The sequence below is a fragment of the Halalkalibacterium halodurans genome, assembly GCF_004376175.1.
Classification (GTDB): Bacteria; Bacillota; Bacilli; order Bacillales; family Bacillaceae_D; genus Halalkalibacterium; species Halalkalibacterium halodurans.
The window spans coordinates 1-6,161 of sequence record NZ_SNUY01000109.1 but is presented as its reverse complement, the minus strand read 5'-3'; the positions used below and the strand labels follow the sequence as shown (position 1 = coordinate 6,161).

The following is a 6,161-nucleotide window of genomic DNA, read 5'->3' as shown; positions in this document are numbered from 1 at the left end:
TCTACAGAAATCAGGGGGTGGCAATTTTTTTGCTTATAAAGCCCTCTAACATAGGATTTAATAACCTATTTTTATATAAAGTTTTGACAATACGACACAAGAGGTAGTGTCAAAAGTTCTATGAAAAACTAGCACGGTTCATACTACCTACCATTTATTAGGTGGAAAGGCCGCGCTATCGCTCTTGACAAACACGCCAATGGTTTATTCAGAGGTCAATCAAGGGCGAAGGGAACAAAAGTAGGCATGCCAAATAACCCTTGACTTTTTCCATTTTAAACCATTGGCAAGTTCGGATTGTCAAGAGTTCGCTTCGCCGATAGCTGAATAGGGCTCAGCTAACCAAAAGTTCGGCTGACTGTTGGTGTTGAATCCAGTCTTGAGCTAATCCAATAAGGGTTGTCCATCTCGCGGGCATGGTTGGTAGCTTTTCTAATTCTGGAATTGTTACTGGCACTTTCCCTTCGAGTGAAGAATGTGGACGTAAGAAGTTAAAGTAAGCCACAAACAATGTCACAAAAGAAACAGATCCCTGTTCAGAACCAAAGCCGTGCGTCGAACGATAATTCCCTTTAAACGTGCGATTTAGTCGTTCAATGATTTGCTTGAGAGGTCGATACTCTCTAGAGACATCGTCTTCATTTGTTAGCCCGATGACCTGTTTGACGTCAAACGATATTTGATTCTCTGCGAAGAAATGCTGTGCTAACAAATAGATTGGATTACCATCTACAACCAACTGTAGATTTTCTGGAATCTCTTTCAGCTTCACTAATACTTCATCAATCGCTCGTATCGCTGTTGCGGTATCTCGATTTGGTGATACAGGATACGAAAGAATGACTTTCTTTACCGCATCAAAAAATAAAAACAGATAATGCCAACGACCATTGACACGGATGTACGTTTCATCCCCACAAAATTGATCCGAGAGCTCATACGGAAAGTAGTCGATATAAGGCTTGAGCCATAATGCGACGCTGTTTTCGTAGTTTAGGATACTTTGATGGGAGACAGACACGCCGTGAATATCCTTCCTGATCGCGGCCGGGTTACGGGCCGATAATCCGTAATTGACATGATACGTCAAGATGAGACCAAGCGTATGTGGGGAAACATACAATCTTGATAAATCGACTTTTGGCTGTTTTGGTGATTGTTTTGATAACGGTTGATAGTCGATGTGGAACTTCCGGTAAATGTAGCGTACTTTCAGCGATTGTGGATCTTCTTTAAATTGTTTTTTCTCTTTTTTGGTCATGGCGCTCAAGTTTTTTTGATAATAGGTACACATATCATTTTTGCACTTAAACACGTGAAAATCTTTTCGTTCTTTAATTTTTTCAAGCGGTTTAAGGCAGTGAGGACACTTAAGAATGGCCTCTTTCTGATAACGACTATTTTTATTGAAAACACACGCACACACCTTACATTGATATTGTCCTTTTCCTCCGTTATTTGCGTACAAATACGCAGAAGGGGCACCACACTTAGGACAACACAATGCAGAAGGTACGGGCGTAGAATTGGCTCGACGGCGTACTGGTTTTAACGGTTTTCCTTTTGATTGAAGGTATTCCGTTAATAAAAGCTGATAAGCGAGCTTTTCTACCTTATCAAGGATAGGTAAATCATCAATTAGAAGCTTTCGATAAGGCTGATTAACAGGAGCTTCTTTTGGTTTATCGAACATGCTTTGTCCAATCAAAAGAGTAAGCACAGTTCGAATAATTTGTTCTTGATAGTCTATAAAAGTTAATAAATAGGTTAGAATTTGAGGGTACAAATTGTCACGTCCTTTTCTGGAATTGGGTGTATGGTAACCTCAATTATCTACAGAAATCAGGGAGTGGCAATTTTTTTGCTTATAAAGCCCTCTAACATAGGATTTAATAGCCTATTTTTATATAAAGTTTTGACAATACGACACAAGAGGAGGCAGAGAGAGTATGAAAAAGACAATTTTAACGTTGATTGTAGCAGGCTTTGTGTTCGGCTTTGCAAGTCCAGATCAAGTCAATATCAACAGCAGTTCATCAGAAAGCGGTTTTACCACTCAGGAATTGCATCGAGGTGGAAACTGATAAAATATCGTGCAATGCCCCTGTAAAAAGGCACAGGAGGAGGCAGAGAGAACATGAAGAATGTTTTCCTATCACTCATTGCAGCAGGTTTACTCTTTGGCTTTGTGAGTCCTCAGGAGCTAAGTCAAAACAGCAGTTCAGGAGACGGATTTACGATCCAGCAGAAACAGAGTACCGGAGCCTGATTTACCAGGCAGAAGCCCCGTAGAAGAGTCCACGGGGCTTTCAAAAATGTATAAAAAGAAACACAGTACAATAGCAACCCCTTGAAAAATCAAATCCTTCTTATTTAACTAGGCGTTCTCCTCGTTTTTTAACATGACCTCTAGTATTTACGTAAATTGGTGAAGTGCCATGTTGCTCAACATTACTTCCTTCAGGTGATTATATTGGTTATCGCTATTAGTTCAAGCCTTTTCCTCGTCTCTTTAATACTCAGCTTTATTGTTTATCGCTTCAAAAAAAAGAAAAACACTTTTTGGTCATTGTTAGTCTTAGCGTTTCTAAACGTTATCTTAGGTTTCGCCTTCATGAGCTATTTCAACTACATTATTGGTTTGGTCGTATTAATCTTTCCAATCATGATCATCATGAACGATTACTTTAAGTATAAGAAAAGCCAATAGTGAAAGGTCACCTTAGTAGGTGAGCAAAGTACTTTGCCCTTAGTGTGGTGCTAGACCCCAACAGGGCTCTTTGTGTGTCGCCTTGTGTGTCCTCTCCCAAACTAGCAATAGAGCCGTCGCAATCCATTCGAATTTTGGCGAATTTTGCCGAAAAATAGGCTCTATCCAAAATAGTCAGAATGAATTATAATTTTCTCATTAAAAGTAAAAAATTTCATAATGGAGGAACCTAGAATGCGACAATTATTAGCCTTATGTTTTGCACTCGTATTGGCGTTCGCTTCTCCGTTCACGGCGTCTGCAGCTGTGAACCAAGCGGAGCTGGACAACTACTTAACTGACATTGAGTGGTCACAGGAAGAGCTTGAATGGTACTTAGAAGAAATGGGATTGGTTATTTCTGATTTTGATTCAGTGGACGAGCTTCGTGACTTCTTAGGCCCTGTTTTAACGGAAGAAAACTTACAAGAACTACTCGATGAGTATGGTTTAACGAGAGCAGAGCTTGAAGAACTGCTTGCCGAATATGGGGAAACGCTGGATGATTATAAGTTTTACGATGACTTAGACTTTGCGATCTGGTTCTATCTGAACGGAGAAGATTGGGACGACCTTTACTCCGACTTTTTCGAGATGATCGGCCTTACACCAGAGGAGTTGGATCGTCTCATTGAGCACTTCAAAACGTTAGACTATGAAGATCCAGCGTTTGAAGCACGTCTCCTTAACTTATCGGATCGCTTGATGGCATTCGAAGAGTTTGACGAAGCGTCTGAGTTAACGGAAAGACAAATTGCGGAGCTTCTCGACATTTTTTCAGAAATGCTTGACCTATTTGAGCTTGACGTGAAAATGTACCTCGTGAAAGGCGACGAGAAAATCGCTCTCTCTTTGCGTGAGCTTGTATCAATGACGACAACAAACGGCTATGACTTACTAATCGAATTGTACAATCTTGAGGGAGAGTTCCTTGCTGATATCCTTCTTCGCGCCGAAGATTTCGGATGGGATTTAATCCAAGAGACAGGGAAAGACTTGAAGAAAGTCAATGAAACCGTGCAAAAGCAAGACGGTGAAGTGACGAAAACAGTCAAAGGGGCGAAGCTGCCAAAGACGGCCTCTAACTACTTAGAGCACACATTGTATGGACTCCTTCTTGCATTAGGTGGAGTGTTCGTCTATCGCAGATTCTCCGTTAAGCAAAACGGATGATGAGAAAAGGGATACTCGGCCTGGCTGTCGTTGCGATCATTTTTGGTATCTGGTTCAGCACGACGAACCTCAGCAAGTTTTTAACCGGATACGCCATCTTCAAGGCGGGTCAAATGACGAAAGAGGAACCGCAGCCTGTGCCGCCAGCCGAAGACGAACCGACAGAACCTGTTGATTCACCGTACCCCCTCAAACCTGAAAAAGGGGACTTGATGGGGGAGCTATACATTCCGAAGCTGGAAGCCACCCTTCCGATTTATCACGGAACCGATGAGGATGAACTGGAGCGCGGTGTGGGCCATTTCGCGAACAGCGTCCTGCCAGGGGAAGAGGACAATTCGGTGCTATCTGGGCACCGCGACACCGTCTTCCGCGAGCTTGGCGAGGTCGGCGTCGGTGACCTGCTCATCGTCGAAACCGCGACCGGCACCCATACGTACCGCGTGCGCAAGGTGCGGATCGTGGACGAGGATGACCGAACCGTCATCGTACCAAAGCCGCGGGCCACGCTCACCGTGTCAACCTGCTATCCGTTCGACTTTATCGGCTCTGCACCGGAGCGTTACATTTTAGAAGCAACGCTCATTAAAGAGAAAGACGAGAGTGAAAACGAAAACAGCTAAAAACTCCCGCGTCTGATCATTCAGGCGCAGGAGTTTTTTTAATAGAGAGAGTTGATCATTCATCATCTGCTCGCTGTCCGGTCCAGCTGCTACGTTTTTAAGCGGGTGCTTTACGCTTTTCTAATCGGGACGCTGATTTCACACGCACCGCTAGAAACGATCTCGCCAGCATACCGTTCAAACAGCGGCTTGGTATCCATTTCATACCCACTGCTTTGGAGCTCAGAAAAAATGTCCCCCCACGCTTGCTCCAGCGCTTCTGCTGTATGTTTTACTTCGTACACCGCATATAAATCGGCAGATAGCATCCCTTCACGAACCGAACCATCCAATGGCTGCTCATCTGAAATCACGATACACGCATCATACGACATTTTTCAGGGGGAGTCGTTTCAGGAGGGTCTTGTGAAGTGCCAAGGATAATCGCTTGATCATCAAGAAGACGGTTCACCTCGCCCAGCTTTTGATATTTTCCATCGTTTGACGATTACGAGGAGCATAAGGCCCCACCTGTCGCACATAGGCGATGCAAACGCTTGGTACATGTTCAATCTTCATTTCTCTCCTTTTTGATCCATTGTGGATTGCCCTCAAACGTACCACGGTATAAAAAATCCACAGCCAAAATGTTAAAAAGAACGACATCCTCACAACACGAGCATCCAGTCAAATAAACAAACTTATCCACAGCACGTCAACAGGGTATGCTATAATAAACACGTGACGAAAAGGAGCGGAGAAAACATGTACAACACTTGCCTTGAACACGTAGAACTCGCAATGGAAATCATCATCGACGAAAAAGAAACAGCCCCCATCATCAATCAATTAACAGAAGACGAGCAATTATCCACAACATGCGCCTTCTGTAAAAACAACGCCATTTATAGCATATCTGAATAACTTACACATCCACATGTTGATATGTGGATAACTCCTGTGGAAAACTGTGCAAAAGAGGTTATACACTGTGAATATTTCGATTATTTCAGTTGGAAAATTAAAAGAAAAATACTTAAAGCAAGGAATCGCTGAATACACGAAACGCCTCAGCGCCTACGCTAAGACCGAGCTCATCGAAGTCCCCGACGAAAAAGCCCCAGAGCAGCTCAGCGACACCGAAATGGAACACGTCAAACAAAAAGAAGGCGAGCGCATCCTCGCCAAACTCCACCCCGACACCTATGTGATTGCCCTAGCCATCGAAGGAAGCATGAAAAGTTCAGAAGAATTAGCCGATACTATGGATAGACTCGCCACTTATGGAAAGAGCAAGGTAGCCTTCGTCATCGGCGGCTCCCTCGGCCTCAGCGACGCCGTCCTCAAGCGCGCAGACGAAAAGCTCTCCTTTTCGAAGATGACCTTCCCCCATCAGCTCATGCGGTTGATCTTGTTGGAGCAGGTGTATCGGGCGTTTCGGATTAATAGGGGGGAACCGTACCATAAGTAAATGAGGTTTTTTATAAATTTATCAAAAGCAGATAAAAATAGGTACCGTCAAGAATTTTGTGTAAGCTCGCAGGGTTTCCTTTGGAATTGCCAATATATTAGACCTTAAGCAGCCTTGGTGACTACACAAAAAGTTTCAGAAGGTTCTGTCAAGGGCGAAGTGTATA

Annotated in this window: 8 protein-coding genes; 6 read left to right on the top strand and 2 right to left on the bottom strand. The window is 43.5% G+C overall.

The genetic code is table 11. The features are described from left to right. Nucleotides 1-334: 334 nt before the first annotated feature. Nucleotides 335-1,786 carry a DDE-type integrase/transposase/recombinase gene (locus E2L07_RS19820; protein ID WP_134230462.1) on the bottom strand — a complete coding sequence of 484 codons (1,452 nt, stop codon included), beginning with the start codon at nt 1,784-1,786 and terminating at the stop codon, nt 335-337. 163 nt (nt 1,787-1,949) lie between these two features. Between E2L07_RS19820 and E2L07_RS21580 the strand changes: the two genes are divergently transcribed. From E2L07_RS21580 to E2L07_RS19810, 4 genes are all read left to right on the top strand, one after another. Continuing rightward, nucleotides 1,950-2,084 (top strand): hypothetical protein, encoded by a 135-nt coding sequence (locus E2L07_RS21580; protein WP_276399903.1) that lies wholly within the window; start codon nt 1,950-1,952, stop codon nt 2,082-2,084. Between the two features lie 53 nt (nt 2,085-2,137). Further along, the gene (locus tag E2L07_RS21575; RefSeq protein ID WP_010900136.1) at nt 2,138-2,269 is read left to right on the top strand and encodes a hypothetical protein; all 132 of its coding nucleotides are present in this window, start codon (nt 2,138-2,140) and stop codon (nt 2,267-2,269) included. A gap of 675 nt (nt 2,270-2,944) precedes the next feature. Beyond that, nucleotides 2,945-3,922 carry a processed acidic surface protein gene (locus tag E2L07_RS19815; RefSeq protein WP_166740141.1) on the top strand — a complete coding sequence of 326 codons (978 nt, stop codon included), beginning with the start codon at nt 2,945-2,947 and terminating at the stop codon, nt 3,920-3,922. Next, the gene (locus E2L07_RS19810) at nt 3,922-4,545 is read left to right on the top strand and encodes a class D sortase (RefSeq protein ID WP_134230460.1); all 624 of its coding nucleotides are present in this window, start codon (nt 3,922-3,924) and stop codon (nt 4,543-4,545) included. The genes E2L07_RS19815 and E2L07_RS19810 overlap by 1 nt, the downstream gene beginning before the upstream one ends. 110 nt (nt 4,546-4,655) lie before the next feature. Here the strand turns inward: E2L07_RS19810 and E2L07_RS21690 are convergent, their stop codons facing one another. Next, nucleotides 4,656-4,898 carry a GyrI-like domain-containing protein gene (locus tag E2L07_RS21690; protein WP_338121509.1) on the bottom strand — a complete coding sequence of 81 codons (243 nt, stop codon included), beginning with the start codon at nt 4,896-4,898 and terminating at the stop codon, nt 4,656-4,658. A 391-nt stretch (nt 4,899-5,289) separates the two neighbouring features. Between E2L07_RS21690 and E2L07_RS19800 the strand changes: the two genes are divergently transcribed. Beyond that, entirely contained in the window at nt 5,290-5,448 is a 159-nt protein-coding gene (locus tag E2L07_RS19800) for a CxxH/CxxC protein (RefSeq protein ID WP_010900132.1), read from the top strand. A 67-nt stretch (nt 5,449-5,515) separates the two neighbouring features. Continuing rightward, nucleotides 5,516-5,995 (top strand): 23S rRNA (pseudouridine(1915)-N(3))-methyltransferase RlmH, encoded by a 480-nt coding sequence (rlmH, locus tag E2L07_RS19795; RefSeq protein WP_134230459.1) that lies wholly within the window; start codon nt 5,516-5,518, stop codon nt 5,993-5,995. Nucleotides 5,996-6,161: the final 166 nt, after the last annotated feature.